At 72.4% G+C, this 25418-nt stretch carries 24 protein-coding genes; 12 read left to right on the top strand and 12 right to left on the bottom strand.

Annotated features, from left to right (window positions below; all coding sequences use genetic code 11):
- Window positions 1-79: 79 nt before the first annotated feature.
- Both ACW14Y_RS39405 and ACW14Y_RS39410 read right to left on the bottom strand, forming a co-directional pair.
- On the bottom strand, window positions 80-571 hold the full coding sequence (locus ACW14Y_RS39405; RefSeq protein WP_456985219.1) for an XRE family transcriptional regulator: 492 nt from the start codon (window positions 569-571) through the stop codon (window positions 80-82).
- A gap of 137 nt (window positions 572-708) precedes the next feature.
- Window positions 709-1416: an SDR family oxidoreductase gene (locus tag ACW14Y_RS39410; RefSeq protein ID WP_456985220.1), complete on the bottom strand. Its 708-nt coding sequence runs from the start codon at window positions 1414-1416 to the stop codon at window positions 709-711.
- Window positions 1417-1666: 250 nt separating this feature from the next.
- On the opposite strand from ACW14Y_RS39410, the gene ACW14Y_RS39415 reads away from it, so the two are divergent.
- Window positions 1667-2143 carry an N-acetyltransferase family protein gene (locus tag ACW14Y_RS39415; RefSeq protein ID WP_456985221.1) on the top strand — a complete coding sequence of 159 codons (477 nt, stop codon included), beginning with the start codon at window positions 1667-1669 and terminating at the stop codon, window positions 2141-2143.
- A 22-nt stretch (window positions 2144-2165) separates the two neighbouring features.
- On the opposite strand, the gene ACW14Y_RS39420 is transcribed toward ACW14Y_RS39415, so the two are convergent.
- The 3 genes from ACW14Y_RS39420 to ACW14Y_RS39430 form a co-directional block, all read right to left on the bottom strand.
- The gene (locus ACW14Y_RS39420) at window positions 2166-2537 is read right to left on the bottom strand and encodes a fic family toxin-antitoxin system, toxin component (protein WP_380438401.1); all 372 of its coding nucleotides are present in this window, start codon (window positions 2535-2537) and stop codon (window positions 2166-2168) included.
- Window positions 2534-2785, bottom strand: a complete 252-nt coding sequence (locus ACW14Y_RS39425; protein WP_030397208.1) for a plasmid mobilization protein — start codon at window positions 2783-2785, stop codon at window positions 2534-2536. The genes ACW14Y_RS39420 and ACW14Y_RS39425 overlap by 4 nt, the downstream gene beginning before the upstream one ends.
- Before the next feature lie 182 nt (window positions 2786-2967).
- On the bottom strand, window positions 2968-4467 hold the full coding sequence (locus ACW14Y_RS39430; protein ID WP_380300274.1) for a purine-cytosine permease family protein: 1500 nt from the start codon (window positions 4465-4467) through the stop codon (window positions 2968-2970).
- Window positions 4468-4701: 234 nt separating this feature from the next.
- Here ACW14Y_RS39430 and ACW14Y_RS39435 point away from each other — a divergent pair, with 234 nt between their 5' ends.
- Window positions 4702-5439, top strand: a complete 738-nt coding sequence (locus ACW14Y_RS39435; RefSeq protein WP_380438397.1) for a VOC family protein — start codon at window positions 4702-4704, stop codon at window positions 5437-5439.
- 95 nt (window positions 5440-5534) lie between these two features.
- Here ACW14Y_RS39435 and ACW14Y_RS39440 read toward each other — a convergent pair whose 3' ends face one another.
- Window positions 5535-6749 (bottom strand): saccharopine dehydrogenase family protein, encoded by a 1215-nt coding sequence (locus tag ACW14Y_RS39440; RefSeq protein WP_456985222.1) that lies wholly within the window; start codon window positions 6747-6749, stop codon window positions 5535-5537.
- A gap of 289 nt (window positions 6750-7038) precedes the next feature.
- On the opposite strand from ACW14Y_RS39440, the gene ACW14Y_RS39445 reads away from it, so the two are divergent.
- The 5 genes from ACW14Y_RS39445 (at window position 7039) to ACW14Y_RS39465 (ending at window position 11347) form a co-directional block, all read left to right on the top strand.
- Window positions 7039-8424, top strand: coding sequence for an NAD(P)/FAD-dependent oxidoreductase (locus ACW14Y_RS39445; RefSeq protein WP_402724963.1), 1386 nt, complete (start codon window positions 7039-7041; stop codon window positions 8422-8424).
- A gap of 5 nt (window positions 8425-8429) precedes the next feature.
- Window positions 8430-8924 carry a nuclear transport factor 2 family protein gene (locus ACW14Y_RS39450; protein WP_456985223.1) on the top strand — a complete coding sequence of 165 codons (495 nt, stop codon included), beginning with the start codon at window positions 8430-8432 and terminating at the stop codon, window positions 8922-8924.
- Window positions 8925-9232: 308 nt separating this feature from the next.
- The gene (locus ACW14Y_RS39455; protein ID WP_340634941.1) at window positions 9233-9793 is read left to right on the top strand and encodes a dihydrofolate reductase family protein; all 561 of its coding nucleotides are present in this window, start codon (window positions 9233-9235) and stop codon (window positions 9791-9793) included.
- 253 nt (window positions 9794-10046) lie between these two features.
- Window positions 10047-10265: a DUF397 domain-containing protein gene (locus ACW14Y_RS39460; RefSeq protein ID WP_380301331.1), complete on the top strand. Its 219-nt coding sequence runs from the start codon at window positions 10047-10049 to the stop codon at window positions 10263-10265.
- Between the two features lie 122 nt (window positions 10266-10387).
- Complete coding sequence (locus tag ACW14Y_RS39465; protein ID WP_380438389.1) at window positions 10388-11347, top strand: Scr1 family TA system antitoxin-like transcriptional regulator; 960 nt, start codon at window positions 10388-10390, stop codon at window positions 11345-11347.
- A 59-nt stretch (window positions 11348-11406) separates the two neighbouring features.
- Here the strand turns inward: ACW14Y_RS39465 and ACW14Y_RS39470 are convergent, their stop codons facing one another.
- Complete coding sequence (locus ACW14Y_RS39470) at window positions 11407-12234, bottom strand: SAM-dependent methyltransferase (RefSeq protein ID WP_380301261.1); 828 nt, start codon at window positions 12232-12234, stop codon at window positions 11407-11409.
- Window positions 12235-12435: 201 nt separating this feature from the next.
- Window positions 12436-12882, bottom strand: a complete 447-nt coding sequence (locus ACW14Y_RS39475) for an RNA polymerase sigma factor (protein ID WP_380301263.1) — start codon at window positions 12880-12882, stop codon at window positions 12436-12438.
- A gap of 808 nt (window positions 12883-13690) precedes the next feature.
- Here ACW14Y_RS39475 and thpR point away from each other — a divergent pair.
- On the top strand, window positions 13691-14308 hold the full coding sequence (gene thpR, locus ACW14Y_RS39480; protein WP_456985224.1) for an RNA 2',3'-cyclic phosphodiesterase: 618 nt from the start codon (window positions 13691-13693) through the stop codon (window positions 14306-14308).
- 80 nt (window positions 14309-14388) lie between these two features.
- Here the strand turns inward: thpR and ACW14Y_RS39485 are convergent, their stop codons facing one another.
- Entirely contained in the window at window positions 14389-15741 is a 1353-nt protein-coding gene (locus tag ACW14Y_RS39485; RefSeq protein ID WP_456985225.1) for a glutamate-cysteine ligase family protein, read from the bottom strand.
- Complete coding sequence (locus ACW14Y_RS39490; protein WP_327075240.1) at window positions 15738-17270, bottom strand: flavin monoamine oxidase family protein; 1533 nt, start codon at window positions 17268-17270, stop codon at window positions 15738-15740. The genes ACW14Y_RS39485 and ACW14Y_RS39490 overlap by 4 nt, the downstream gene beginning before the upstream one ends.
- A 405-nt stretch (window positions 17271-17675) precedes the next feature.
- Between ACW14Y_RS39490 and ACW14Y_RS39495 the strand changes: the two genes are divergently transcribed.
- Window positions 17676-18794 (top strand): zinc-dependent alcohol dehydrogenase family protein, encoded by a 1119-nt coding sequence (locus tag ACW14Y_RS39495; RefSeq protein WP_456985226.1) that lies wholly within the window; start codon window positions 17676-17678, stop codon window positions 18792-18794.
- A gap of 32 nt (window positions 18795-18826) precedes the next feature.
- On the opposite strand, the gene ACW14Y_RS39500 is transcribed toward ACW14Y_RS39495, so the two are convergent.
- Entirely contained in the window at window positions 18827-20197 is a 1371-nt protein-coding gene (locus ACW14Y_RS39500; RefSeq protein ID WP_456985227.1) for an amidase family protein, read from the bottom strand.
- A 297-nt stretch (window positions 20198-20494) separates the two neighbouring features.
- Between ACW14Y_RS39500 and ACW14Y_RS39505 the strand changes: the two genes are divergently transcribed.
- Entirely contained in the window at window positions 20495-20944 is a 450-nt protein-coding gene (locus ACW14Y_RS39505) for a hypothetical protein (protein ID WP_380438381.1), read from the top strand.
- A 195-nt stretch (window positions 20945-21139) separates the two neighbouring features.
- Here the strand turns inward: ACW14Y_RS39505 and ACW14Y_RS39510 are convergent, their stop codons facing one another.
- A complete protein-coding gene (locus ACW14Y_RS39510) occupies window positions 21140-22180 on the bottom strand; it encodes a GIY-YIG nuclease family protein (protein WP_380438379.1) in 1041 nt (346 codons plus the stop codon).
- 156 nt (window positions 22181-22336) lie between these two features.
- On the opposite strand from ACW14Y_RS39510, the gene ACW14Y_RS39515 reads away from it, so the two are divergent.
- Both ACW14Y_RS39515 and ACW14Y_RS39520 read left to right on the top strand, forming a co-directional pair.
- On the top strand, window positions 22337-23107 hold the full coding sequence (locus ACW14Y_RS39515; protein ID WP_380438377.1) for a hypothetical protein: 771 nt from the start codon (window positions 22337-22339) through the stop codon (window positions 23105-23107).
- Between the two features lie 115 nt (window positions 23108-23222).
- Window positions 23223-24308, top strand: a complete 1086-nt coding sequence (locus ACW14Y_RS39520; protein WP_380438375.1) for an ATP-binding protein — start codon at window positions 23223-23225, stop codon at window positions 24306-24308.
- Window positions 24309-25418 lie beyond the last annotated feature (1110 nt).

A 25418-nucleotide genomic window follows, 5' to 3' on the forward strand; every position in this document is an offset into this window, starting at 1 on the left:
CGATGCTCCACCGCCCGATGCGGGAGGCGATCCTACGGACGGGGGCGCCCCGGGAGAACCGCTTCGACAGCGATTGCCGCTACCTGCCGCCGGCCCCGCCGCCGGACCCGCCGACGGTCCCACTCCCGGCCCCGCCACCGGACCCGGCGTCGGGCCTGCCGGCGGCCTCGCGTCGGGCGATCGCCTCGATCATGTCGCTGATCGTGCCGAGCCCCTCGGGCGACAGGGCCACCGCGCGCAGCGCCACGTCCCGCACACCGGCGTCCCGCAGCGCGCCGAGCAGCGCCAGCTCCTCGGTGATCCGGACGCTCTGCCGGTCGTCGAAGAAGTAGGCGGGCGGCACCTGGAAGAACTGGGCCAGCGCCTCCAGATGACGCTTCGTCGGATTGTCCCGGCGGCCGGTGCGGAGCTGCCACAGGTACGTCGCCGAGAACGTCTCGCCGGTGGCCTCCCGGCAGGCCCGGGCGACCTCTTCATGGGTGTACGGCTCGCGGTCGGGGCGGCGGACCACGTCGAACAGCCGGTCCAGCTTCGCCGCGAGCGTGGACGCACCGGAGTCTGCTTCGGGCACGGCGCACCTCTTCCCTCACCCCGCGGACACGCCCCGTGCGTGTGCGGAACCACCACTCGCGACCGGTCACCCATTCTAGGGTCGCCGTCAAACCCCCTGGGGCCCGGAGGAAGTCGGCTCCCGACCGGAGGGACCGCCTACCAGTCCAGCGGCTTCCCGTCCCGGAAGAACCCGCCGGTGGGGCCGGAGTCGGGCAGGGTCGCGGCCCAGAGCACACCCGCGGCGCCCCGGTCGACGGGCGCGCCGCCGGGACCGCCCATGTCGGTGGCGATCCAGCCGGGGCAGACGGCGTTGACCAGGATCCGGTCACCGCGCAGCTCGTCCGCGAGCTTGCGGGTCAGGGCGTTGAGGGCGGCCTTCGAGACCCCGTAGGCGGGCGTCCCGCCCGTCATGTGGGTCAGCGATCCGGACTCGCTGGACACGTTGACCAGGCGCGGGTGCGCCGACCGGCGCAGCAGCGGGAGGAACGCCTGCGCGGTGCGCCAGGCGCCGAACAGGTTGGTCTCCAGGGTCCGGGCGACCTCGTCGAGGTCGACGTCGGTGGCGCGTCGCGCGGTGTCGTAGTTGACGGCGGCGTTGTTGACGAGCACGTCGAGCCGGCCGAACCGCGCGTCGACCTCACGGGCCAGCGCGTCGACGCCCTCGGCGTCGGTGACGTCCAGCCGGTACGGCAGCAGCGTGCCGGGGACGTCGGGCGCCAGCTCGGTCGCGGCCTGGTCGGCCTCGGCGGCCCGGCGGGCGCACAGCAGGACGGTGTGGCCGAGCGCGGCGAGCTGACGCGCGGTCTCGCGGCCGATTCCCCGGTTGGCGCCCGTGACCAGCGATACCGGCGGGGTGGTGCTCATGCGTGCTCCTCGGCGGGACGATCGGAACCGGAGGAACGACGTCCGTCCCCCGGCGGCCACCGCAGTGTGCCACGCCGGGCGGACGGAAGCGGCACCGCCCGGGCGGCCGTGGCGGGATCTTGGCGACCCCGGGCGTCCACGCCACTCGTGCGGCCCGGACCAGGGGCCGGAGGATGGGCCCCGGCCGACCGGGGAGTCCGGTGCGGCCCGCCGGTTCCGCCCCCGACCAGCAGGAACACGAGGTCACCCGATGCCCGTCGCCACCCCCGCCGTCGCCACCCCCGGCGCGATCCGTCCGGCCGCGCCCGCCGACCTGCCCGCGATCGCGCGGCTCTGCGCGGACCACGCCGCCTTCGAGGGCGCCGGGCCGGTGCCCGCCGACCTCGCCTCCCGACTGGAGCCGCCGTTGTTCGGGCCGAACCCGAGGGCCTGGTGCCTGGTGGTCGACCGCGGTGGCGAGCTGCTCGGCTACGCCTCCTGGTCCCGCGAGTTCTCCACCTGGCAGGCTGCCGAACACGTCCACCTGGACTGCCTGTTCGTCGCCGAGACGTACCGGGGCGAGGGCTGGGGTCGCGCCCTGCTCGACGCGGTGAAGGACGCGGCCGAGGCCCGGGGCGCCGCCGAGGTGCAGTGGCAGACCCCCGACTGGAACACCGACGCCGTCCGCTTCTACCACCGCGCGGGCGCGCTGGGGCGCCCCAAGGTCAGGTTCTCGCTCCCGCTCTGACCGCCGACAGGCCCGGCCCGGGTCAGCGGTACCAGGCGCGGACGGCGGTGGCGGTCTCGCGGACGTCGGCCCGGCCGTCGCGGATCCGCGCGGCGAGTTCGACGGCCGCCTTGGGCTCGGCGGTCACGATGACCCCGGAGGCGCTGAGGTAGGACGCGGCGACGACGGCCGCGAAGTGCTCGTTGGCGAACTCCAGCGCCGGGACGCGGATGAGCTGGTGCATGAGGGCGGCCGCGCGCTGGTGCACACCGCCGTACACCGCCACGTCCATCACCTCGTCGACATGGCGGGCCACCGCCGCGGCGAGCGTGCCGTAGTCCGTGACGTCGGGATCGGCGCGAAGGAACTGCTGGGCGACCTCCAGCAGCCAGGTGCGGTCGACGCGCAGGATCACGCCGCGTCCGCCGTCCCGGACCGGTGCCCGGCCCCGCCCTGCGGGTAGGGGCCGAACTCGGCCTCGAACGCCGGTGCCCACACCTGGGAGAAGTGCGCGGCGGCGGTCAGGAACCGCTCGCGCCGCTCGTCGGCCTCCTCGGCCAGGACCTTGCGGGCGTAGTCCGGCAGGCTCATCCCGGCCGCCTCCGCCCGCTGCTCCAGGGCCTCGTGGGTTTCCTCGTCGATGCGCAGGTTCAGTTGCTTCACGCGTGGCAGCGTAGCGGCGGGTACACCGCGCTACAAGACGAGCGCGCCGGGGCGGCCGTCGCGGCTGTGGTCGCGGCTGCGAGCGCCCCGGGCACCGGGCGCCCCGGAGACGCAGGATCGCCCCGGCCGGGACGGCCGGGGCGATCGGAGCCGAAGGGCTCAGGGGCTGCAGGGTTCGGGGGTCAGACGGCGACCCGCTCGGGCCGCTCCTCCGCCACCGCGTCGGCGGACCGGTCGGCGTCGGCGGCCACGTTCTCCCGGGGGACGGGCAGCACGGCCATGATCACGCCGGAGACCACGATGGTCGCCGCCCAGGCGAGCCCGTACCGGCCGACGGGGGTGTCGGACAGCGGCCCGGCGAACCAGTCGCACTTGGTGAAGGCCAGGCCGACCAGCAGCGCGAGCACCCAGGACACCATCGCCTGCCAGCAGAAGCCGCCGACGTACCAGTACCGGCTGCTCCGGCCGGTGTCCATCAGCGCGGCGGCGTCGTAGCGGACCGCGCGCGAGCGGCGGCGGAACATGTCCACCGCGTACACGCCGATCCAGGCCGAGAAGGAGACGGCGAGCAGGATCAGGAAGGTGATGAACGAGCCCAGGAAGCTCGTGGCGACCAGCATCAGCAGCAGGCCGCCGACCAGCGAGATCACGGCGTTGATGCTGACGGCCATGGCGCGCGGCAGCTTGACGCCCATGGTCTGGGCGGTGAAGCCGGCCGAGTACATGGAGAGGCTGTTGATCAGCAGCATGCCCACGATCGCGGTCAGCAGGTACGGCACGGCCAGCCAGGTCGGCAGCAGGTCGCCGAGGAAGGAGACCGGGTCCGCGGCCTCCGCCAGGCCGGGGGAGGCCACCGCCATGACGGCGCCCATCAGCACCATCGGCACCATCACCAGACCGGCGCCGGAGACCGTCACGCCGACGATCTTCCGGCCGGAGGCGGAGTGCGGCAGGTAGCGGGCGAAGTCGGGGCCGGTGGGGACCCAGCTGATGCCGCCGGCGGCGATGGTCCCGATGCCGGCGACCATCATCGCGGTGGTGCCCGCGGGCTTGGCGAATACCTCGCTCCAGTCCATGGTCGCCACCAGGTAGCCGAGCACCAGGACGCTGAAGACGCCGAAGAGGTAGGTCGACCAGGTGTTGCAGACGTTCAGCGCCTTCCGGCCCAGACCGGAGACCAGGAAGGTGCACGCGACGAAGACGAAGAGCGTGACGACGATCAGCGCGGTGTTGCTCCGGACGCCGAGGAGCAGGTCGAGGACGGTGAGGACGGCGTAGGCGCCGGTGACGGCGTTGATCGTCTCCCAGCCGAACCGGGCGATCCAGAGGATCGCGCCGGGGAAGAGGTTGCCCCGCACGCCGAAGGTGGCCCGGGAGAGCGTGGCACCCGGGGCTCCGCCCCACTTCCCGGAGACCGAGAGCAGCCCGACCATGCCGAAGGAGGCGAGCGCCGCGCACGCCGCGACGACCAGGACCTGCCAGAAGTTCAGCCGGTTGAACACCACCAGGGCCGCGCCCATGGTGAGCAGCAGGACGCTGATGTTCGCCGCGACCCAGGTCGGGAAGAGCTCGCGGACTCTGCCCCGGCGCTCGTGGTCCGGGACGGGTTCGATACCGCGGGTCTCCATCGCGCCGTCGGTGTCGGCGGTGGACGGGTTGTCCATGAGGGTGGCTCCGTGCATGTGAAGCGGGAGATTAATCGGTCAAAGTCGAACATTTATGGAAGTCTTCGCGCGTAGCACGAAGGTTGGGTCATCCTACTTTGTCCGCTTCGGCCTGGAACGCGGCCCCGCCTCCACCCCCGGCCGGCCCCGCCTCCACCCCCCGGTCCACCCCCGGCCGGCCTCCGCCCCCGGCTCCGGTCCGCCCCGGAATCGCCGTCGACGGATCCCGGCTCCGCTCATATGATCTTGATCATGGCAACGCGACTTGTGCAGATCAACATGAAGGCCCAGGACGACGCCGCGCTGGGCCGGTTCTGGGCCGAGGCGCTCGGCTGGGGGATCGACAGCGAGGGCCCCGGGGTGACCAACCTCGAACCCGTGGGGCTCCCCTACCCGGACCCGTCGGCGATCTTCATCGACCTCGTCGCCCGCCCGGAGCCCAAGGTCGGGAAGAACCGCGTGCACCTCGATCTGGCCACCACCTCGCCCGCCCACCAGGCGGAGCTGGTCGAACGCCTGAAGGGCCTCGGCGCGACGCTCGCCGACGTGGGCCAGGGCGACGTCCCCTGGACGGTCATGGCGGACCCGGAGGGCAACGAGTTCTGCGTCCTGGAGCCCCGCCCGGTCTACGGGGACACCGGCCCGGTCGCGGCGGTCGTGGTCGACTGCGCCGACCCGCGGGAGATGGCCCGCTTCTGGGGCGAGGCGACGGACTGGACGGTGCACGAGGTCGCCGACGACCACGCGAGCCTGCGCTCCGCCCAGGGCGTCGGCCCGTACCTGGAGTTCGTCCGCACCCCCGACGCCAAGACCGGGTGGAACCGCGTCCACCTCGACGTCCGCCCCTACCCGGGTGACGACGTGGAGGTGGAGGCGGCCCGGCTGCGCGCCCTGGGAGCCACCGATCCGGGCTTCGACCGGGCCGCGATCTCCTGGACGGTCCTGGCCGACCCGGAGGGCAACGAGTTCTGCCTCCTCAGCCCCAAGTGAGACCCGGGGCGCCGCCCGACGGACCCCGACGGACCCCGACGGCCCACGGCGCCCGAGCGCGCGTGGGCCGTCGGCGGCCGGTCGGGCGGCGCCCCTCAGCGCCCGGGCGCGCCCGTCGGCGGGGCGTCCAGGACCCGGAAGGACAGCCCGGCCGAGGCCAGCCGGTCGATCAGCGGACGCCCCATCGCCACGGCCGTGGTCAGCTGCCCGGCCGTGGGCGGCAGGTCGTCGTAGGCGAGGCAGAGCGCGGACTCGGCGAGCATGACCGCCGTCTCCTGGTAGCCGGGATCGCCCCCGGACACCTCGGTGACCAGCGGCCGACCGAGGTCCGTCCGGGCCACGAACCGCACGGTGAACCAGGACCCGGCCCGCTGCCGCTCGCCCGGTCCCTCGCCGGGCTTGCGCAGCCCCTCCAGCGCGTGGCGCAGCGGCCGCAGCTGGGCGGCGAGGGCGAGCGCCGTGACCACGACGACGCCGCCGACCGCGATCGGCAGCCGCCGCACCGCGGCGTAGTGGGTGTAGCCGAAGTCCGGGCCGTAGGCGTCGAGGGCGGCGGCGGAGCGCCCCACCACCTGCGGGTCGATGGTGGGCAGCGGCAGCGCCCAGGCCCGGGCCGCCCGGGACCGGTGCGGGCGGCCGGCCGGTGTGCGGATTCGCCGCCCCTCGGGCCGGGGATCGGCCGCGCGGCGTTCCCGGGCGGCCCGGGCCATCGCGCGCGGCCTGGAGAAGGCGGTCATCGCCGAGGCCAGGGTGCCGCCGGAGACGGTTCCGGCGACCCGGACGAAGCCCTCGACCGAGATCCGCTCCGGTGCGGCACCGCGGCGCAGCAGTTCCTCGACCGTGAACAGCACGCCGAGGTCGTGCGGCACCGAGTCGAAGCCGCAGGCGTGGACCAGCCGCGCGCCCGTGGCCACCGCCCGCTCGTGGTGGCGCAGATACATCCGGTCGACGAACTCCGGCTCGCCGGTGAGGTCCACGTAGTCCGTCCCGCTGTCCGCGCAGGCGGCCACCAGCGGCTCGCCGTGGCGCAGGTACGGGCCGACCGTGGAGATCACCACCCGGGCCGAGGCGGCCACCTCCCGCAGGGCCTCGCGGTCCCCGGCGTCGGCGACCAGCAGGGGCAGTTCGGCGCAGCGCGGATCGATCGCCGCCAGTGCGGCGCGGACGGCGGCAAGCCGGTCCGCGTCCCGGCCGGCCAGCGCCCAGCGGCAGCCCTCGGGCGCGGCCCGGGCCAGGTACTCGGCGGTGAGCCGGCCGGTGAACCCGGTGGCGCCGAACAGGACGAGGTCGTACGGGCGCGCTGCGGCCATCAACAGTCCCTACTCGTGGGTAATCGCCCGCGCCACGCTAGGAGCCCGCCGGGGCACTGTCAACGACGCGGCCCCGGGCGGCACGCGTCCGGGGCCGCGTCCCTCCTGCGAGCCGTGCCCCTCCGGGCCGGGCCGATCGGCCGTCACCTCCCGTCACCCGTACCGGTCGGGCGACCGTCGTCCACCGGCTTCACCCGGATGCGCGGGCGCCCGATGGTGTGGGCCGGGTGCGGAACGGGAAGGTGGGACCGCGCGCCCGACGGCAGGAAACCAGCGATCGGAGCCGACCGTGAAGCCAGCACCCGTCCGCAGCCGCAGGGGAACGGACCACGCGATCGTGCTCGGCGCGGGCATCGGCGGCCTGTGCGCCGCCCGAGCCCTGTCCGGGGCCTTCGAGCGGGTCACCGTCGTCGAACGGGACACCTTCCCGGCCGTCCCCGGGGTCCGGCGCGGAGTGCCGCAGGGGGCGCACGTCCATTCGCTCACACCCGGTGGCGCACAGGTCCTGGAGGAGTCATTCCCCGGCTTCGTCGAGGAGCTGGCCGCCGAGGGCGGCACGCTCGCCGGCGCCCTGGACGAGCTCGACATAGTGTTCTTCGGCTCGCGCCTGCGGCAGGTGCCCCTCGGCCGGGTGCTCCAGGTGAGCCGGCCGTTCCTGGAGGACCGGCTGCGCGCCAGGGTCGTGACCCTGGCGAACGTCGAACTGCGGACCGGGCTCGAAGCCACCGCTCCCGTGGCCACCGGCTCCTCCGGTGTGACCGGAGTCCGGCTGGCCCGCCCCGGGGAGGCCGACTCCGTCGCGACCGTCGACGCGGACCTCGTCGTGGACGCGACGGGGCGCGCCGGCAGGGGCGCCGCCTGGCACCGCTCCCTGGGCTACGAGGAGCCCGCGACCCGGCGCCTCCACGTCGGCGTCGGCTACGCCAGCCGCCGCTACCGGGTGCCACCGGGCGCGCTGGGGGAGGCCAAGGGCGTCCTGATCGGCGCGACCCAGGATCGCCCCCGCGGCGCCGTCCTCACCCAGCAGGAGAACGACGCCTGGGTGCTCTCCCTCTACGGGTTCGGCAAGGAGCACCACCCGCCGGGCACGCCGGACGAGTTCCTCGGCTTCGCCGAGGGCCTGCTCACCGCCGGCACCCGGGCCGCGCTCCGCGCCGCCGAGCCGATCTCCGGGGTCTCCTCGTTCCGCTACCCGGCCTCGGTCCGCCGGGACTTCCACCGGCTGCGCCGGCTTCCCGAGGGGCTGGTCTGCGTCGGGGACGCGGTGTGCAGTCTCAACCCGATCTACGGGGCGGGCATGACCGTCGCGGCCCTGGAGGCGAAGGCGCTGCGGGCCTGCCTGGACGACGGCGGCGTCGACGGCCTTCCCCGGCGCTTCTACCGCGAGGCCGCCCGCGCGGTGCGGCTCCCGTGGCTGTTCTCGACCATGGCCGACCGGTCCATGCCGCAGGTCCCGGGCACCCACCCCGTCCTGGCCGGCCTGCTGGCGCACGCCTTCCGCGCGACCATGCGCGCCGCGGCCGCCGACGCCGGGGTCGCCGCCGCGGTCTGGAACGCCGTCAGCCTCACCGGCTCCCCGGCGGAACTGGCGCGGCCGAGGGTGCTGGCCTCGGTGCTCCGCCACTGGTCGCCGCCCCGCACCGGCGCCGTCGGCGCCCTGCCCGGAAAGGACTGATCCTCGTGCCGCAGTTCGACGAGAGCGAGCGGAAGGCGTTCGTGGAACGCTGGGTGGCCATGTGGGAGTCCCCGACGGCTCCCGCCGACGCCATGGCCTACTACACCGAGGACGCCGTCATCGAGGACAAGGCGTTCGGCCACACCTACCGGGGCCACCGGGAGCTGCACGAGTACTTCGCCCGGGCCGGCGAGCTGTTCGCCGACATCCGGTCCGTCAGCGTGGGCGTGCTGGTCGGCCGGTCGCACGCGGTGGCGCACGTCCAGTACGGCGCCACGATCAGGGAGCCGTTCCTCTGCCTCCCGGAGTCCAGCCGGGGGAAGGGCTTCTCGCTGTACGTGATGAGCCAGCTCGAATTCGCCGAGGACGGACGGATCGTCAGGTCGGTGGACGCGTACGACCGCACCGCGGTGCTCCAGCAGCTCGGCGTCCTCCCCGCCGGCCTCCTCGCCCCGGCCGAGGTCCGCACCCCCTTCTCCGGCACCACGCCCTCCGCCTGAGCGTTCGGCTCCAGGGCATTGCAATGGGTGGACCAGCTCCGTTGCATTAAGTTCAAGCCAGTTGCAATGATCATGGCGCTGTTGAGCTGCGGAAATGCTTGAGCGATGTCGTCCGTGTGTTGCGAAAGATGGAAAAGCAACCTAGCTTCTGCGTTGTCGGATCGCGGGCGGCGGCCGCGGGGAACGGGGGTGCGGCGGCCCCGCACGTGCCCCGGAAGAAGTTTTTCTGCCGGGAGCGATGAGTTCTGCCTCGCCGACCGGTCTGACTCCGTGAAAGCAAGCAACCCCCGAGACACAGGGAGATCCTGATGCGCAAGCTCACCGCAGGTCTGTTCGTCGCCGCCGACGGTGTGGTGGAGAGCCCGGAGCAGTGGCACTTCCCCTACTTCGACGCGGAGATGGGCGCGGCGGTCGGCGCCCGGCTGGCGGAGGCGGACACCGTGCTGCTCGGCCGCGCCACCTACGACACCTTCGCCGAGGTCTGGCCGCACCGCGAGGACGCGGGCGGCGAGGAGGGCGGGATGGCCAAGGCGCTCGGGGACGCGCGCAAGATCGTGGTCTCCCGCTCGGAGCTGGAGCTGACCTGGCGCAACTCCGAGCAGCTGAAGGGCGAGCTGGTCGAGGGCGTCACCGCGCTGAAGCAGGAGGACGGCGGCCCGATCGGGATGTCCGGCTCGGTCTCGGTGGTGCGGGCGCTGCTGGCCGCCGGGCTGATCGACGAGCTGCACCTGCTCGTCCACCCGATCGCGGTCGGGCGCGGCATCCGGCTGTTCGAGGAGGGCGTCGACCCGATCCGGCTGAAGCTCCTGAGCAGCACGGCCTTCGCCAGCGGCGTCCTGAACACCGTCTACGGCCCGGCGGACCAGTAGTGGGAGGCGGTCGGTCCGACAGTGCGATCGGTCGCTGACAATAGGTATGCATAAAGCGCTCCGCATTCACCCGAATAGGGAGTGGCGCTGTTCGATTGTCGAGGTGAATGATTCAAGTCGCCCGGCCTGCGCAATCCCGCACGGGATTGCGCAGGAGTCCCACCAGGGCACTTCTCCGTGCGTGTGAAAATCGGAGAAGCGGGCGCCCATCGGACAGTGGAGATGGCTGATCGTGATCGACTACTTCAACGGCATGCCGGCCGACGTCATCGAGGCGACGGACGGCTGGCAGAAGGCCCGGGCCAGCCAGGGCACGGGCGCCTGCGTGGAGCTGCGGAAACTGGACGACGGCCAGGTGGCCCTGCGCAACAGCCGCTTCCCGAGCGGTCCGGCCCTGGTCCTCACCGCCCCGGAGATCGCGGCACTCCTGAACGGCGTGAAGAGCGGCGAATTCGACCGCCTGGCGGTTTGAGTTCGTAGTACCGGCACCCGGGTCCAGCGGTCCGGCGTGACGACGGTGCCCCCCTTGTGTGAAGCTGAACCCGACCGTTCGGGGTGAGCTTCGCGATTGTGCCCAAGGGGGGCCCTTTGGCCATGGAGGACCGTGCAGTCCCGTTCTGGCGTACCGCGCCCGACCCGCCGGGATCCTGGGGCGTTCCCGCCCTGCTCCTGGGCGCGGAGCTGAAGATCGAACGCGGCACCCTGACCCAGCGCCAGGTACTGGCGCGGACCAGGGTCAAGGTCTCCACCTCGGTCTACAGCCGGATCGAGAACGGCGAGATGCGGATCGACAAGCCGGCCGTGGTGGACGTCCTCCTGGACGCCCTCGGCGTGCGGCCCGGGCCCCGGCGCGCCCAACTGCTGCAACTCGCCCACGACGCCTCGGCGGAGGGGTGGGCCAACTCGGTCCGGACCCGCTCCCGGGTCGCCTACCGCGAGGCCGTGCCGGACTCCATGCTGCGGCTCACCAGCCTGGAGGAGTGGGCCGCGCGACAGATCATCGTCGACACCAATGTGATCCCCGGGGTGCTCCAGATCCCCCGGTACCGCGAGGTGGTGACGGTCCGGACCCTGCTCGCCAGCCAGCGGAGGCTCGCGGACCGGATCATCGAGGTCCGGGGCCTGCGTGCCGAGCGTTTCGCGAGCAGGCTCCCGAGGTCGACCTTCTTCGTCCAGCGCAGCGCCCTCTACGCCGACTTCGGCGAACCCCGGATGATGGTCGACCAGCTCTCGGTGCTGCTGCGGCACGTGGACGAGGAGCATTCGCCGGTCGGGCTCAGGGTGATCGCGGCGGACAACCCCCTTGCGCTCCAGGTGACCTCGCTGATCCGGCTCAGCTTTGAGCGGGGCTCGTTCGCCGCGCCGGACGTCATCTACACCGAGGCCGGGGGGCGGGGCGAGTTCCACCGCGGCCCGATCGCCGGCGAGGAGGCCGACAGCGACTACCTCGACTACCAGGACCTCAGCGACAGCGTCATCCGCCAGGCTCCCGGACCGGTGCCGAGCCGTGAACTGCTCGTCGAGGCGCTCGACTGGCACCGCGCCCGCCTCTGAGGCCCCGCCCGCCCCTGGCGCCGTGACCGCCGCCCCCGGCCCCGCCGGGGGCGGCGTCCTCACTCGACCGTGGCCAGGCCCCCGAATTCGATCCACTCCTGCGTGGCCTGGCGCCGGACCAGCTCGGTGTCGGGCCGCCAGTCCGTGACGTCGAGCAGGCCGACCTCCTCCTCGACCCGGAGACGGGGGATGGTGAAGAGCTCGGCCACCTCCGCCTTGGTCCGCACCCGGCCCCAACGGTCGCCGGTCTGCTCCCGCATCAGCTCGGTGACGGCGTCCCGGATCGCGGGGTCCTCGCTGACGAGCTGGCAGAGCACCACGACGCTGCCGGGGGCGAGCAGGCGCACGGTGTCCTCGACCATCCGGCGGGGGTTGCCGCGGTCGTCGTCGGGCACGCAGTGCAGCACGGACACGAACAGCGCGGCCACCGGCCGGCGGAAGTCGATGATCCGTGCCGCGTCGGCCGCGATGGCCGAGGTGTCCCGCATGTCCGAGGGCAGGATGAGCACGTTCCGGTTCTCCTCCAGGAACGCGCGTCCGTAACCGAGGACCAGCGGGTCGTTGTCGATGTAGACGACCTTGCTGTCCGGATCGACGCTCTGGGCGACCTGGTGCACATTGTTCTGGGTGGGCAAGCCCGAGCCGTGGTCGAGGAACTGCCTGATCCCGTAGCGCCGGGCGATGTGCCGCACCACCCGTTCGAGGAAGGCCCGGTTGTTGAGCGCCAGCTCCCGGGTGCTGGGGGCGGTCACCAGCAGTTGGTCGCAGGCCTCGCGGTCGCACGGGTAGTTGTAGTGCCCGCCCAGGAGATAGTCGTACATCCGCGCCGCACTGGGCGTGTCCGCGTCAACATAATGATCCTGCGATCGGGCCCTCGCGTCGTTCACGGTGCTCCCTTGTGTGCGCCGAAGTCCTTCGTCGACAAGCCATTGTGACGACACGTCATCCTAGGTCGGCCCGATCGCCGTTGAAACAACCCGGGTGGGTGAACTGTGGCGGGGCATGGCGAATCCGTGGCGCACCGGCGTCCGCGGGGGAGCGGTCGGGTGCGTCACGGTGGGACCGGCGTCTCGGGGCGGACTCGGGTGTCAGGCGCCCCCGTTCCGGCCGCCGGGGTCGCGTTCGGCCAGGATCCTTCGGGCGGCCCGGAGTTGGACCTGCAACTCGGGTTCGCCCAGGCCCATCAGGGCCGCGGCCGCCTTGGGAGTCAGACCCAGGCGCTCGTGCAGGAGCGCCGCGTCGGCCGGCCGGTCGGGCAGCGCGCGGTGCAGGTCGTCCGCCGCGGCGTCGACGGCCTCGGCGCGGGCCGTCGTGACGCTCTCCCGCAGGACGTCCCAGGTGAGGGCGGCGGGGTCCCCGCGGAGCGCCGCGCTCCAGTTCAGCTCGGCCCGGCGCAGGACCTGCGCGACGACCGTCGTCGCCAGCGAACGGTCGCCCAGGCGGGCGCGGGCGTAGCGCTCGTAGCCGTGGCGGTGGAGCTGGACGAAGGCCGCGTAGTCGACCGGACCGGTCGCGGGCCTGTGCGGAGGGGACACCACGCCTCCGATCGGGGTCGGGTCGTCGGTGTGCGGGGGGATCGGGCGGCTCGGAAGGTGCGCGTGGTGCGCGGGAGCGCGCGCCGGGGCCGGAGTTCCGGGCCGGGGGCGCGTGCCGACCGGCCTCCATCAGGAGGGGGCCGGGTGCGGCTCGCTCAGCGGTGGCGGGTCCGGCGGTCCGGACGCGGCCCGGTCCGGGCGGCCCGACCCGCTCCCAGCAGGCCGGGGATCATCGCGAGGTGTCCCCGCCGGCCCGCGCGGTCGGCGTACGCCACCCGGTCGGCCGCGAACAGGACGGTCGGCCGGTCGAGTTGGGCCCGTCCGGGGTGGCGCGCGGGCTGCGAAATCCCGTGGGCGCGCCGTCGCCCCTGCTAGCGTGGGAGATCACCGGGGGCAGGTCCGCCCGTCCCCGGAAGGGTCGGTCATACACAGGTGTGCCTCATCTTCTGTGATCGGCCCGTGCGCCCCACTCGGTGTCCTACCACTGGGTGGGGCAACCCCATTACGGGAAAAGGCCGTTGAGCAGAACCGTACCTCCCTGGTGAGCGGGTTCCGGCTGTTCCGGACCGTGCGGGATCCCCCGGTCGGATCCGGTCGCGACCCGGTCGGATCCGGGCCGACACAGGTGCCGACCACGCCCTCCCGGCCAGGTGCGATCGCCCGCCGTTCGATGCGCGGACGACAGCGCCCCGGCAGGGGCCCGGCAGCGGCCCACCCAGGCAGCGGTCCACCGCGCCCCGCCGCTCCGGCGGCCCCGCCCCGGGCACCGGTGGGCAGGGCCGCTCCGGCCTGGGCTAACCTCCCCTTCGTGAACGATCACCCCGAGCCCTCGACCCTGCGCGTCTTCGTGGCCCTCGCCCCGCCCGACGACGCCAAGGACGAACTGGCCCGGGCCCTGCGCCCCGCCTACGAGACCTTCCCGGGACTGCGGTGGAACCGGATCGAGGACTGGCACATCACCCTTGCCTTCCTCGGTGAACTGCCCTCCACGGCGGTCCCCCCGCTGCGCGCGGCCCTGGCCGCCCCGGCGGCCTCGCGCCCCGCCCTGGACCTGCGCCTGCGCGGCGGCGGCCACTTCGACGAGCGACTCCTGTGGAGCGGGATCGACGGCGACCTGGAAGGACTGCACACCCTCGCCGCCGACGTCCGCGAGGTCGTCGGCTCCTGCGGCATCACCTTCAGGGACCGCCCGCTGCACCCCCATCTGACCCTGGCCCGCTCCCGCCGCGACGATGCCACCAGCGTCCCGCTGGCCGCGGCCGGGCTCACCGGCTTCGAGGGCCGGCCGTGGCCGACCGATCGCCTGCACCTCGTCGGCAGCAACATTGGCCGGGGCCCCGGGCCGATCCGCTACCGCGACATCGAGGCGTGGCGGTTCGGCTCCGCCGTCCGGAGCGGCGGCGGGGGCACCCCCACCGCCCGGTAGCGGGCCTCACCCCATCCCACCCCGCACCCCAGCCCAGCCCACCCCGCACCCCAGCCCACCCCGCCGCCGGCCCCGGCGGGTCAGACGCGGTACGCGGCGACGTAGCGCGCCGGGTCGGCGCGGAGGTCGCCGTGCCAGCGGTCCAGGCACTGGGCGGCGAAGGTGCGGCCGGTGGCGGCGATCTCGTCCAGCGGGTCGAGGAGGGCGGGCACGTGCGGCGGCTCCAGACCGGCCGCGACCCGGGCGTGGAGGCCCGCCCGGGCGAGCCGGAGCAGCTCGACGGCCAGTGGGCGCACGGGGGTGTCGCCGAGACGGGTGTCGAGGCCGTGGGCGGGCAGGAGGTCGCGGGCGGCCCGGTGCTCCCCGGCGGTGTGGTGCCGGAGGAGTTCCCAGGCGGCGAGGCAGGACTCCGGGTGGTAGGTGAGGCCGGTCCACAGGGCGGGCAGGGCGGAGAGGTGGGCCCGGGGCGGCCCGTCGGCGCCGCGGAGCTCCAGGGTGCGCCGGACCCGGGTGTCGGTCCACAGCTGGGAGAGGTGGGCAGCCCAGTGGTCGAGGGTGGGCGCGCTGCCGTCCGCCAGGCCGTCGCGGATCAGGTCGGCGAAGGTGCCGTCCGGTGCGCGGTGGTAGCGGCCGTCGGCGGCCCGGTAGTGGATCAGCGGGACGCCGAGCGCCCAGTCGACGATGTCGTCGGCGCCCACATCGGGCCGCAGCGCGGGCGGCAGCAGCCCGTGGCGGCGCGGGTCCATCCGCAGCCAGGACCACGAGCGGTGCGACAGCAGGCCGCACGGACGCCCTTCGTGGAGCGGTGAGTTGACGAGCAGGGCGGAGACGACGGGGGCGGCGGCCGTCTGCATCCGCAGCTTCCGGCCGAAGTCCCCGGGGTCGAGGAAGTCCAGGGTGACCTGGGTCGACAGTGACAGCGCCATCACGTACGGCGCCCGGGCCCCGGCCGGGCCGAGGTCCTCGAAGTAGCGGCGCATGACGGCGCCGCGGGTCATCGGCACCCATTCGACGTCGGCGAGCCGGCCGAAGGGCAGGTTGCCGCCCGGGACGAGCGCCAGGCCGAACCCGGCGGCCAGGTCGGCGAGCCGCTCCAGCGCCGCCCGGACGTCGTCCATGGCCTTGCCGACACCCGGGGCCGGAGTCGAGGAGTACTCGATCTGGCCGCCGTGCTCCAGGGTGACGCTGCTGCCGTCGGGCAGCCGGACGCCGGTCAGCCGGCCGGTGTCGAGTTCGGGTTCGCCGCCCCACTGCCGCAGCACCGCCGTCAGCACGGCGCGGACGCCGCGCGGGCCGTGGTAGCGGGCGCCGACACCGGTGACCGGGTCGAGCAGCCCGCACTCGACCTCCACCCCGACCTGCTCGGTGCTGTCCGGGGACGCGTCGACCAGCGATCGCAGTTCGGCGCGGCCGAGTGCTACGCGCGGGCTCACCGGACGGGCGCCGCGGCCGTGCCGCGCGGGTGCCGGGCGTGCTCCAGCAGGGCGCCGACCGCGCCGAGGGCCGACTGCGCCGCCCCCTGGCACCAGGCGTGGGCGCCGGACAGGTGCTCGCCCGCGAAGAAGATCCGGGGTCGCCCGGCCGGGTGCGGGGCACCGAGCACCGACAGGTAGCGGGTGTGCTCGCCGGGGGTCAGATGGGCGAACGCACCGCCGCCCATGCCGGTCTGCACGTCCCAGTTGCAGTGGACGATGTCGTCGACGTCCGAGGTGATCCCGGGGTGGAGCTTCTCCAGGCACTCCAGCACCAGGGCCTCCCGGTCGGACTGGTCCAGCGCGGCGAACCGGCGGGCGTTGGCCCCCCACAGGTAGGCGCCGAGCAGCGCGGCGGGCTGCGCCGAGCGCAGCGGGTCGCGGGCGTCCCAGCGGGGAGTGCCGAAGCCGTTGACGCCGCCGTCGGTGCGCACCGCGTTGTCGGAGGGGTACCAGACCTGCTGGATCGGCAGATCGGTGAAGCTGCCGCCGCCGTGGATGCCGTCCTCGCTCTCCCAGCGGCGGCGGGTCACGTGCAGTACGGTCTTGGCGCTGCTGGCGTAGCTGATGCCGCGCACGGCGTGGCGCTGGGCGTGCGGCAGGCCGGGGGTGACGGTGATCTGGTCGAGCGCGGGGGCCGGGACGCAGCAGACCACGAAGTCCGCGCTGTCGTCGAGCCGGCCCCCGATCCGGCGGCCGCGCACCCGTACGCCGTCCGCGGTGGGCGCGAGCTCGTCGATCCGGGTGGACAGCCGCAGGGTGCCGGGGCGCAGTGCGCGGACGAAGGCGTGGACCAGAGCGTCGAGGCCGTCGGTGAGTTCGACCTGGCCGCGGTGGAAGAGGCCGAAGTAGTCGACCAGGACCTCCAGCAGCGAGGACTGCTCGTAGTGGGCGAGGCCGCTGGCGTGGCCGTAGAGGTCCCAGGCGTCCTGGGAGAGGTGGTCGTGGACGAACTGCCAGAGGGACACCGAGGCCGCGCGCTCCAGCGCGGGGTCGTCCCAGTGGCCGTCCAGGGCGAGGCGCTGCTGCTCGGTGGTGAAGGCCTGCCAGACCGGGCCGAGGATCCGGTCCAGCAGGGCGGACGGCTGGTGGCGCTCCTCCGGCCGCAGGGCGAAGGCGGGGAACAGGGACGCGACGTCCTCCACCCGGACCCGCCGGCCGCGCAGATGGTAGTAGGCCCTCGGGTTGCAGTTGACGAACGGGCGGGTCGGGAGCCGGAAGCGGTTCACGTAGTGGAGCACGCAGTGGTGGTTCGCGGGGATGCGCATCGCGCCCAGGTCGGCGTGGGTGCCGTCCCAGAACCGGTGCGTGCGCACCCGCCCGCCCGGGTGGTTGCCGCGTTCGTAGACCACGACGTCGAAGCCGCGCCGCTGCAGCTCGTACGCGCACACCAGTCCGGCGATGCCGGCGCCGACCACGACCACGCGGCCGCCGGGGCCGGCCACCGGGTTCAGCAGGGCCCGGGGGAACGCGAAACTGGAGTCGAACATCGGCGGCGGCCCTTCGCTGGACGGCCCCGGCCACCGGACTGATGACATATCAGCAGGCTTGTGGGGTGTGGGAGTTGGTGTAAGGCGGCAATGGTTCCGGTGGTCGGCCGGCGGTCGCTCCGCCCGCGCCCGAGGTGTTCCGGTTCCGGTGCGCATGCCGGGGGACGCCGCAGGGCGGTGGTGCGTGGACGATCGAACGGGGTGTGACCGTCCCGTCGGTCGCGACGGCTACCGGGCAGTCTGCCGGGTCGCGGGGCGTCGACCGCGCATTGTCACCCGAATGAGCTGCGCCCCCGGGGAGGGGAGGGGGCCGGTCGCCATTCCCGGCCGGGAATTGAGCGGTGACCGGGGTCGGCGGCACGGTGGAGGCACACACCGAACGCCTCACCACCGGGGGACCGAACAATGACCACCACCGCGCCCGCCGCCGTTCCGCCCACGGCCACCGCCGCCGCCGTTCCGCGCACGGCCACCGTCGCTGCCGTCCCGACGACCGCCGCCGCGTTCCCGACGACGGTGCGCAGCTACCACCTCGGCGAGGGCAGCGGCCTCGACCGGCTGTCGCTGCGCACGGTCCGGCCGAGGACTCCGGGGCCGGGGGAGGTGGCGGTCGCCGTCCGCGCGGTCTCGCTGAGCTTCCGGGAGCTGCTGGTGCTGCGCGGGCAGTACGTGCTCCCCGTCAAGCCGGACCTCGTCCCGGTCTCGGACGGCGCCGGCGAGGTCGTCGCCGTCGGACCGGGCGTCCGGTGGGCACGCCCGGGGGACCGCGTGACCGCCACCCTGTTCCCGTACTGGCGGGACGGCCGGCTGGCCGCGGACCTGCTGCCGCAGCTCGGCGGCTCGCTGGACGGGATGCTGACCGAGCTGGCCGTGCTCCCCGAGCAGGCCCTGCTGCCGGTCCCCGCGCACCTCTCCTACCAGGAGGCGGCCACCCTGCCCTGCGTCGGCCTCACCGCCTGGAACGCGCTGACCGGCGACGGCCGCGGCGTGCGCCCCGGGGAGACCGTCCTGACCACCGGCTCCGGGGGCGTGTCCCTGTTCGTCCTCCAGTACGCCCGCGCCCTCGGCGCGCGGGTGATCGCCACCACCGGGAGCCCGGCGAAGGAGCGGCGACTGCGGGAACTGGGCGCCGACGAGGTGGTGAACTACCGAGCCCGGCCCGACTGGCACACCGCCGTCCGGGAGCTGACCGGCGGACGCGGCGTCGACCGGGTGGTCGACACCGCCGGGTCGCTGGAGCAGTCACTGAAGTCGCTCGCCGTCGACGGCCACCTCGCCCTGGTCGGCTCCGTCTCCGGCGCCTGGCCGCCGCTCGACCCGCGCCTGCTCTTCGGCGCCGCCGCGACCGTCCGCGCGGTGGCGGTCGGCAGCCACGCCCAGTTCGCGGCCATGAACGAGTTCCTCGCCGAGCACGCCCTGCGCCCCGTCGTCGACCGGGTGTTCCCGTTCGAGGAGGCCGCGGCGGCCTACGACTACTACGAGCGGGCCGAGCCGCTGGGCAAGGTCGTCATCGCCGTCGGCTGACCGGCACTCCGCCACCCGTGTCCCCCGCCCCGTCACGGACGGGCGCCCCCGGCCTCCCCCCGCCGCAGCAGGGCGTCGATCCGCGCGGCCACGGCCAGCAGCTCCCGGTCACCGCCGCGCGGTCCGACCAGCTGGAGGCCGACCGGCGGCGAGCCGTCGACCGGGAGCGGCACCGTGACCGAGGGCAGCCCCGCGGTGGCCGAGGGGGAGGTGTTGCGGATCAGCGTGGGGAACGTGGGCACCTCCCGGCCGTTCAGGGGGAGCCACTCCTCGTGCCGGTGCAGCGGCCGGGCGCACACCGGCACGGTGGGGCTCAGGATCGCGTCCACGCCGTTCACGGCGAAGAGTTCGGCGTAGGCGGCCTGCATGGCGCGGCGCTCCACGACCGCCCCGCGCAGCGCGGCCGGTCCCGCGTACGCCGGGCCGGCCGGCAGGGCGGCGGCCCTGAGCAGCTCCGCGACGGCCGGGTCGGCGGCCGCCTCGACCACCTCGGCGGTGCTGCGCCCGACGCGGTGCCCGGCGAGGTAGCGGTCGAAGGCGGCGGCGAACTCCCCGAGCACGAGGTGCATCCCGGCCCGGGCGTCGTACTCGACCAGGTGCCCGGTGTCCACCGGGACCCAGACGGTCCGCGCCGTGCCGAGCCGCTCCACGGCCGCCTCCCAGGCCGCCCGGACGGGGGCCTCCAGGTCCTCGGTGAACACGTGCCTCGGCAGGCCGAGCCGGAGCGTGCGGTCCGGGGGTGGCGCCGCCCCGGTACGGCCGGTGACAAAGGCGTCCAGCGCGGCGAGCCGGTCCAGGGTGCGCGCCATCGGTCCGGGCGTGTCCCGGGTGACCGACAGGGGCGTGACACCGGCCGAGGGGTAGCGCCCGGCGCTCGGGCGCAGCCCGTAGATCCCGTTGAGCGCGGCCGGGATGCCGACGGACCCGCCGGTGTCGGTGCCGAGCCCGGCGTCCACGACGCCCGAGGCCACCGCGGCGGCCGTACCGCCGCTGCTGCCGCCCGAGAACAGGGCCGGGTCGGCGCCGTTGCCGACCGCGCCGAAGGTGGGGTTGCCGGAGGTGACCCCCAGCGCCAGTTCGTGCATGTTGGTCTTGCCCAGCACGATCGCGCCGGCCGCGCGCAGCGCCGCGACGACGGGTGCGTCGGCGGCGGGGACGAATCCGGCGAGCCCGGGGGTGCCCGCCGTGTTGGGCAGGCCCGCGACATGGACGTTGTCCTTGACGGCGAGGCACCAGCGGTGGGCGCCGCCGCCGCGCCGGTCGTGGCGGGCCGCCTCCGCCCCGGCCCCCTCGGCATCGAGGGTGATGAAGGCGTTGAGGTGCGCGACGGCGGCCGCCCGCTCCAGGGCCGCCGCCACCGCCTCCTGCGCGGGCCCTCGGCCCGCTGTTCCCGGCCTGCTCATCCGACCGCCGCTCCCCTCGACCGTGCGACCGCTTCCTCGGGGCGGCCGCCAGGACTCCAGCCTGGCAGCCGGCCGGACGGCCGGACGCTCGCGGCGCCCGGCGGGCCGCGATCTCGACAAGTTCGCTACAGGAGCACCGGGTCGCGTTCCGGTCGGCCACATCATCGGAATCATCCCTGCCGGGCATCGGGGAGATGCCGGTGGACATGATCGTTGGGGGTAACGATGAATGCTCGGACCAGGGACGCGAAGCCGCCGGCCCGGCACCGGCCCGCCGGAGGGAACGTCGCCCGCGCTTTGGCGCACGGCCTCTTCCTCCTGGCCGGACTGGCCACCACGGTGCTCGGCTTCAGCTGGTTCGTCGACGCGAACGACGAGGCGAACGCCTACCGCACCGCGCCGGTGTGCGGCACGGCGGCGCACACCCCCGGCACGGACTGCGTGCGGCACGAGACCGGCAAGGTGACCGAAAGGCACGCCGGTTATGTCGGCGAGGACACCGTCTTCACGCTGACCGTGGCACGTGGGACGGGCCCCGGGCACCGCTACACGGTCGACTCGGACCTCTACGACGCCACGAAGGTCGGCGCGGACGTGGACCTGGCGTTCTATCGGGGGACGGTGGCGGAGGTCTCCCACGGCGGGGCACGCACCCCGAACCCGGGCACGGCCTGGGCGACTGTCCCGAAAGGGACCTCTCAAATCACGATGGTGGCGCCCACATCGGCCGCCCGCCTATCAGCGTAGAACTCGGCAGCGTCGGCGTCGATCAGTAGAAGACAGGCAGCTGGCTTGCTCTTACTGAGCTCCTGGCCCAGGCCGTTGAGCGGTCGCCGGACGCATAACTTCAGGCGACCGGTGACCTTTTGGCAGCCCGGTTGAGGCCTGGGCTTGAGGTGCCACGCCTCATGGCGACCTGGCACCTCAGCGGCTTCGCCCTCCCTATGGCGCGCTGGTTCCTGCACCCGTTGGAGGCCTCGTCGCCGATGAAGGCGTCCTGCGAGGGCTTCGCGGCGGGCGCTGCCGCGGAACGCCATAGTGCAGTGCGGCGTCGAGGTCGCCAGGCTGCCGGTTAGTGGCTGCTGTCTTGGCTTTATCCTCCTTGTCACGCTCAGCCTTGAGATTCGCCTTCTTCGCGTCATAGGCGACGGCGGAGAAGATAAGCCCCATGGCCGGGAAATAGAAGGCGGAAAACGATAGCAACTCGTCAGCACCGTAAGCGAGATACCGATTCCAGAATTGAGCCACCTGCTGCACTGGCAAGTGTGGCGAGATGAAGTCATGCACCATCAGGCTGAAGCGCATGTCGTGGTAGCAGAACCAGGCAGCACCCCCAACCCAGGGTGCGCGCCGCAGGAGTCGGGAGTCGCCGGTCAAGGCACGCAATAGCAGCCAAGCCATGAGGACTGTCGTCTGGAGAACCTTGATCAGGAATCGGAACCACCACTCGCCGCGACCGATCGACTCGTCCAGGGCGTCGTTGGCGAGCGACTCGAAGCGATCACCATGCCAGAGGCCATCCAGCTTCTCGTAGACATACTCCCTCCGCCTCGCTCGCTCTTGCTTTCGGGCGTCACTGCGCATTCTGCGCCGAATCCGCCATCCCATGGGTCGGTGAAGGTACCCCGGGAGAGTGGTGTCCTCTGGTTCGGACCGAAGGTCGGCAACATTGGTGTGATAGTACGGCGCATTGAGGAGGCGGTGGCCGGCCTCGATGTGCTCCTCGATCTGCCGTTGCTCCTCGGCGTCGAGCTGGCTCGCGCTGACCGTCGCGAGGGTCGAGATCCGGGGAGTCTCGCCGTTGGCGTAGAGGATGCCGATCCAGGCGCCCATGCCCTTGTTGGTGGGCTTTGCGATGTGCTGGGCCAGGCGATCTTGTAGGGGGTTGATCGTCTGCCCGATGTACCGGATCGTGCCGTCGCGTGGATCAGTGAGCTTGTAGATGGAGCCGCTCGTACCTGCCTCTGAGCGCCTTCCGGCCATGCCGTTGCCTCCCCTGGTGCTAGAGCCTCTGGAGGAGGCTATCGGCGAGCACTGACAACGGTTAGTGACAGCCTCATCGCCAGGGAGGATGCATGCGGCTACCTACAGGCTGACGAACCCAGGCACTTGATCCACTCACACAGGTACCGCTGCCGCGTGACCTTGCCGTCCAGCTCGGTCTTCAGTGGCTGCGGGGCCCAGTGGTTTGTAGCCCTCGCTCCAGTCCGCTGCGACCTGCACGTCCTCGTGCTGGTCGTAGCTGTGGCCGGCGTCGTGGAAGCCCGGAAGGTCGTCGTGGCCCCCACACCGCGCCGAACTGCTGCGGGTGACCGTCCAGGCTGGGCAGGCCAGCCGTTCGAGCTCGCGGAGGTTCGCGCCCTGCTCATCGGCTACATGCTGGCGCGCATGGCCGAATCGGGCCGCCGGGCGGTCCGCCGCTACCGGTGCCGCCGGACGGACAACCACGGCCGGACCATCGGATGCGGGCAGACGTTCCGCATCGCCGAGCCGGTGGAGCTGCTGGTGAAGGAAGCGGTCCTGACCGCCTTCGACGACCCCAAGATCGCCATCACGCTGGCACCAGAGGTGGACGAGGACAAGATGCGCGCCTTGGTGCAGGAGTACGAGCGCCGCCGAAGCAAGGTTGACCAGCTGGTCACCGACTACGCCACGGATCTCCTCACCAGGAAGCAGTTCGCCCAGGCCAAGGCCATTGCCGAGGCGGCCGTCCAGGAAGCCCAGGAGCTGCTGGCCCAGGCCCAGGAGGAGACGGCCCTGGCCCGGGTGCCAGCCCATCCGGGAAGCCTGGGACACCACCGGCCTGAACTGGCGGCTGAGTGTCGTGAAGCTGGTGGTCGAGCGGGTCACGGTGGTCCCCGGCGGCCGACCGGGCAGCAAGACCTGGCGGGGCTTCCGGTTCGACCCTGACTTCGTCGAGATCCAGTGGAAGCACTGATCTAGGGCCGTCGGCCGTCAATCCACTGGTCGGCCAGCGGCTCTACCTGCGATGCTTCCGCAGTACAAGCAGGGAGGGGATCACTCAGTGAGCGCACCGAAGACCGTCACGGTGGATGGCCATTTCCTCATTCTGGCTGACGGTGGCGAACGCGACGGCCCCGACACCGACCACTTCCTGCTGCACGTTGACGATCTTCCTAACCTGCACTCGACGGATCTCAAAGCCGCTCTAAAGAAGGCTAGTCAGGGCGCCGACGTGACCGTCAGCATAACGCGAGACGAGTACGCCGATTGGAAGTATTCTTCGGTCGAGCCTGTTTACCTCGGCCTTTCAGACGGCGAACTCGTAGCAGTGGTTGACTACGCAAGCGACGACTATGAGTTCGACCAGAAAGACGAACTCCACGAAGCACTCTCAGCTGTACTCAAGCCGTATCTGACACGAAATCGCGCATCCCTCGCTGGAGTCGAATGGGATTCAAACTACTCCTACCCATCGGTGTGGCACCTCAAAATCTTGTGCTCTCTTCGAAATAGGGATGCCTCAGAGATACATCGGGTGGGCGAAGGAGCGTTGGCCCTGATCCACGCGTTCAAGAGCGGCAAACTAACGAGAGAAACAACCCTCGACCTACTCCGCTCCGGCAACGCACAAGTGCTCATCGGCCAGGAGGAAGGAGCGTGGCTGGACGTCAAGGTCCAGCACTACGACCTCAAGTCGCCGGTGGGCAAGATCTCCATCGCCGAGGCCGTGGCCCGCTTCGCCAACGCCGAGCACGGCGGCATCGTCGTGGTGGGCATGAAGGCTAAGAAGAAACCTGGTGGTGAGGTAATCAGCGGCATCAACCCGGTGCCGGTGGACGGTCGGACGCTGCGCCAGTACCAGGACGCAATCGAGAAGCACCTGTACCCGCCGCCGGACCTGCTCGACATTGAGGTTGTGCCGGCTGACGGCGGCAGCCTGGTGATCCTGCACATCCCGCCGCAGCCAGAAGAGCTCAAGCCGTTCCTCGTGCACGGTGCGGTCGTGGACGGGCGAGTCGAAGGTGCCTTCATCAGCATCGTCAGGCGCCGGGGCGAATCATCCATCCCCATCACGGCGCCAGCTATCCACGCCACCCTGGCCGCCGGCCGGGCGCTGCTACGGCGCGGCGAGCTGCCCAAGGAGTGAGTCCATCCCTCCTCCGGATAAGGCAAGAGATCGGGAAGGACTGGGCCTCCTCGATGAGGGGCCCCAGCAGAAGAAGGCCCAAGATTACAGGGGCATCCAACACGCCGGCCTGCCGCACTATGCGAGCCAGGACATGCAGGGGCCAGCCGCCCCGGCCAGCCTTGGTGTCGCGCAGCAGCTTGTCCCGGTCGGGAAATTCGGTAGCCCATGCACGTACGAGGAATGGAGCCGGGAACGCGACCAATCGCATCTGCGCATTTGCGGCCCGACTGAAACGCGCTAACGAGTGCATAGTGCAAGCGTGAGCGCCCGCTGTCGCTCTGCACCTTGCTGATTAGCGTGGCCGCAACCCCTTGAAAATTCCGCCTTCCGTTCGTACGACCAGGAGTTTTTCGGACCCACCTGCCAGCCCGCATAAAGCTGCAGGTCAGAAGCCTCCTGCAATTAGCTGCAATTGCAGGAAGCCAGGACTGGATGGTAGCCACCGAAAATCGAACAGCGCGTGCGCCCACACGGGTGATTGCATAAGGAAGATTGGATTACTGGGAGAGTCTTTCTGATCACTGGCGCGGTGCACCGTTTCAGGGATCGACGCTGCGGCCGTCACTGCCGGCATCCAGGGACGGTCACTCGCGACCTGGGGGCCTCGGGCCAACGGACCACTTGGATGGAGGTGGCAGTAGATAGGGGTCACAGTCGGGTCGACTCAGCAGAAGCGGCAGGCTTGCGACCAGCCGTGGTCGCAAGGCCCAGGCTCGGCAAAAAGGGACGGGTCGTGCGCGGGCCGATCTGGGGGGCTCGCGCCTCGACTTGGCCGCGGAGGCGATGCAGTTCCTCCTAAGCAGGCAGAGCTGACCGTCTGGCCGTCCCAAACGCCATAGCCCAGCTGGATACCCAGGCCGCCTCCGACGTCAGGCCGGAGTGCAGGCTGCATCTGATCGACTGGCATGCTCATTGCGGCGGATCAACCGTGGTCGTCGGCAGCGCCCGAGTCCATCCTGTAGTGCTACCATCCCTGCCTCTAGCGGAAGTTGAGGCCACGATGTCGCCAGCGCCGGGGGTGGGCATACACCCGGACCTACCAGAAACCCTCGTGCACTTCACGGGTCG

Source organism: Kitasatospora sp. cg17-2, assembly GCF_054031055.1.

Excerpts from the sequence above, each read along its gene's own strand:
- ACW14Y_RS39465 (WP_380438389.1), top strand. The coding sequence starts at position 10,388 with ATGGAGGACCGTGCAGTCCCGTTCTGGCGTACCGCGCCCGACCCGCCG.
- ACW14Y_RS39430 (WP_380300274.1), bottom strand. The coding sequence starts at position 4,467 with ATGCACGGAGCCACCCTCATGGACAACCCGTCCACCGCCGACACCGAC.
- ACW14Y_RS39410 (WP_456985220.1), bottom strand. The coding sequence starts at position 1,416 with ATGAGCACCACCCCGCCGGTATCGCTGGTCACGGGCGCCAACCGGGGA.
- ACW14Y_RS39495 (WP_456985226.1), top strand. The coding sequence starts at position 17,676 with ATGACCACCACCGCGCCCGCCGCCGTTCCGCCCACGGCCACCGCCGCC.
- ACW14Y_RS39435 (WP_380438397.1), top strand. The coding sequence starts at position 4,702 with ATGGCAACGCGACTTGTGCAGATCAACATGAAGGCCCAGGACGACGCC.
- ACW14Y_RS39510 (WP_380438379.1), bottom strand. The coding sequence starts at position 22,180 with ATGGCCGGAAGGCGCTCAGAGGCAGGTACGAGCGGCTCCATCTACAAG.
- ACW14Y_RS39500 (WP_456985227.1), bottom strand. The coding sequence starts at position 20,197 with ATGAGCAGGCCGGGAACAGCGGGCCGAGGGCCCGCGCAGGAGGCGGTG.
- ACW14Y_RS39440 (WP_456985222.1), bottom strand. The coding sequence starts at position 6,749 with ATGGCCGCAGCGCGCCCGTACGACCTCGTCCTGTTCGGCGCCACCGGG.
- ACW14Y_RS39460 (WP_380301331.1), top strand. The coding sequence starts at position 10,047 with ATGCCGGCCGACGTCATCGAGGCGACGGACGGCTGGCAGAAGGCCCGG.
- ACW14Y_RS39490 (WP_327075240.1), bottom strand. The coding sequence starts at position 17,270 with ATGTTCGACTCCAGTTTCGCGTTCCCCCGGGCCCTGCTGAACCCGGTG.
- ACW14Y_RS39455 (WP_340634941.1), top strand. The coding sequence starts at position 9,233 with ATGCGCAAGCTCACCGCAGGTCTGTTCGTCGCCGCCGACGGTGTGGTG.
- ACW14Y_RS39415 (WP_456985221.1), top strand. The coding sequence starts at position 1,667 with ATGCCCGTCGCCACCCCCGCCGTCGCCACCCCCGGCGCGATCCGTCCG.